This is a genomic window from Microcystis sp. M53603_WE2, assembly GCF_030065435.1.
Genome location: NZ_JASJFF010000612.1, coordinates 1 through 2,080 on the forward strand (window position 1 = coordinate 1; position 2,080 = coordinate 2,080).

At 47.7% G+C, this 2,080-nt stretch carries 4 protein-coding genes and 1 pseudogene; 2 read left to right on the forward strand and 3 right to left on the reverse strand.

What is annotated here, in order from left to right:
• A partial coding sequence (locus PX481_RS13000; protein ID WP_353852193.1) for a type II toxin-antitoxin system YoeB family toxin occupies positions 1–91 on the forward strand: 91 nt, incomplete at its 5' end.
• 189 nt (positions 92–280) lie between these two features.
• Here the strand turns inward: PX481_RS13000 and PX481_RS13005 are convergent.
• From PX481_RS13005 to trxA, 3 genes are all read right to left on the reverse strand, one after another.
• Entirely contained in the window at positions 281–898 is a 618-nt protein-coding gene (locus PX481_RS13005; RefSeq protein WP_002751597.1) for a CP12 domain-containing protein, read from the reverse strand.
• Positions 899–951: 53 nt separating this feature from the next.
• Positions 952–1,278, reverse strand: a complete 327-nt coding sequence (locus PX481_RS13010) for a hypothetical protein (RefSeq protein ID WP_002763752.1) — start codon at positions 1,276–1,278, stop codon at positions 952–954.
• A gap of 67 nt (positions 1,279–1,345) precedes the next feature.
• Complete coding sequence (gene trxA, locus PX481_RS13015) at positions 1,346–1,669, reverse strand: thioredoxin (protein ID WP_002763751.1); 324 nt, start codon at positions 1,667–1,669, stop codon at positions 1,346–1,348.
• Between the two features lie 274 nt (positions 1,670–1,943).
• On the opposite strand from trxA, the pseudogene PX481_RS13020 reads away from it, so the two are divergent.
• Positions 1,944–2,080 (forward strand): annotated as a pseudogene (locus PX481_RS13020) (recombinase family protein); the annotation flags it as partial.

Genomic DNA, 2,080 nt, shown 5'->3' on the forward strand with positions numbered 1-2,080 from the left:
ACGGATCGACTTAGAGCATCGTTTGGTTTATAAAGTCACAGGAAATAAGGTTTATTTTTTACAAGCTCGCTATCATTATCAATCAGGCTAAACTCAGACAAACCCATCAAGAACTGTTACAGGAGAAAGGGGACAAAGAACTTAGTGAGTCCCCCCTCGCAGCTAGGTGAAGCAACAGGCCAACCCAAGACAGAAGGAGGACAGCGAAACAGTACACACTAAACTAAGTAAAGCTGTAGCCTATGTTACATTTTAATAAATCTTTACATTCCTCCAAGATTTAATCCTCATAAATGCGGCACTCTAAGGCATCGGGATTGGCTTCGCAGTAGGACTGAAGTGAGTTAGTCCCCTGTTTTTTGACCCGTTGATGGGAGGCTTCGGCTTGGAGTTCCTCCACCACATCCCAGGCTGCGGCGCAATCGGGAGAGATTTCACCCTTGGCCGCACAAATTGCCCGCGCGTCTTCCCGGGCCGCTTCAATTTCATCTTCAATGAACAACCGCTTGGGCTTTTCGACAAAATCGCTCTTGAAGAGAATATCACTGACAGAAATAATGCCCAGCAAAGTTTTGCCCTGAATCACCGGGGCGCGGCGAATGCGGGTTTGAGCAAATAACCGGGCTACATATTCCACCCCCAGTTCGGGATTGACGACCACACAGGGCTTGGCCATAATTTCGTAAACCCGCATAGTTTTAGGATCGTGGCCAAAGGCCGCCACTTTGTAAACGATGTCGGTTTCGGTGACAATTCCATAGGGGTCCTGTTCATGGCGCGGTTCGACAATCAAACCCCGCAGTTTTTTTTCTTTCATCAATTTCACGGCATCGGCAACCGTTGCCGAACCACGAATGGTGACAACGTTTTGGGTCATAATTTCTTGAGCTTGTAGCATAGGAGTTGGATGGTGTTGTTAAATTAAAGAACTGGTATAAACGCAAAAGTTGACTAGGGTTGTCCCGATAGCAATTTCCTAGACTCTTGTGGGCTGAGTGCCACTTTGAACACAGATGACAAAGACCAATGGGCGATCGCTGGTTGGGTTTGGGGCGGCACAGCCGCAGCTGTGTTCCCCTGAATGCCTGGAGCATAGGCCTCCAGCACAGCGCCATTTTGCCAACACATGGCGATGAAATAATCACACACTGGGCATTCCGTCTGAGCAACCTGCCGGGCCGGACACTTATATCCTGCGGGTAGGCGATCGCTCAAGAGCCGTTGAGCTACGCTGCCACAGTTGGGACACCGAATTTCTATAAGCTTGTTCATCGCCATACCTCAAAATTGAATAGTGGTGTGAGAAGGAAAGGGTTAAGGTCGGACGTTTGTCCAGAGTGGAAGACTATAATTGTCGTTCTACTGCAGCGGTAAATTCTTCATAGGGTTTAACCCCAACTAATGTTTCTATCAATTTCCCCTGTTTAAATACCATGACAGCCGGAATACTTCTAATCCCAAAGCGTTTGGCTACGGGTTTGTTACTGTCCAGGTCAAGTTTGAAGACTTTGGCGCGATCTCGATAGTCATCGGCCAATCGATCGATCAACGGTGCCACCAGTTTGCAAGGTCCACACCAGGTTGCCGTGCAATCTACCACCAACAGGGATTCACTCTTTAAGAGGGAATCGAATTCAGTTTCATCTTGAATAAATGTAGCCGTACCCATGTTTATATCTCCAAATTGATTTTGTGTAACTTAGGACAAATTCTCTGATCGCTGCGTTTTACAATAGAAATCCAGCCTTGACCCGCTCCTCATCTAAAAATGCTTGGCCTTTGACCCTTTAACTTTGTCCGCCTCCCGGGGGTATCGTCTATAGTTTGGTCGTCCCAGACATCGATGGTGACATCTAGTCCCTGCTCATGCGCGGGTTTTACTTTCTAAGTCGTCATCGGCTGCCCCCAATCAAAACAAATTTGCGACGTTAAGTTGCGATAATATGGTTTTGCAAGTTATTGCATTGACATCCCCTATGACAGCGACCCCTTCAAACGATTTATCTGCCTGGGAGCGGCTAGAACAAGGCAGACAAGCAAAAGCAAGCAACGGTGGTTATGCGGGCTACGGCTCCCCTGC

What these genes read in the sequence shown, in the direction of transcription:
- trxA (WP_002763751.1), bottom strand. Translation starts at nt 1,669, where the DNA reads ATGGGTACGGCTACATTTATTCAAGATGAAACTGAATTCGATTCCCTC.
- PX481_RS13005 (WP_002751597.1), bottom strand. Translation starts at nt 898, where the DNA reads ATGCTACAAGCTCAAGAAATTATGACCCAAAACGTTGTCACCATTCGT.
- PX481_RS13010 (WP_002763752.1), bottom strand. Translation starts at nt 1,278, where the DNA reads ATGGCGATGAACAAGCTTATAGAAATTCGGTGTCCCAACTGTGGCAGC.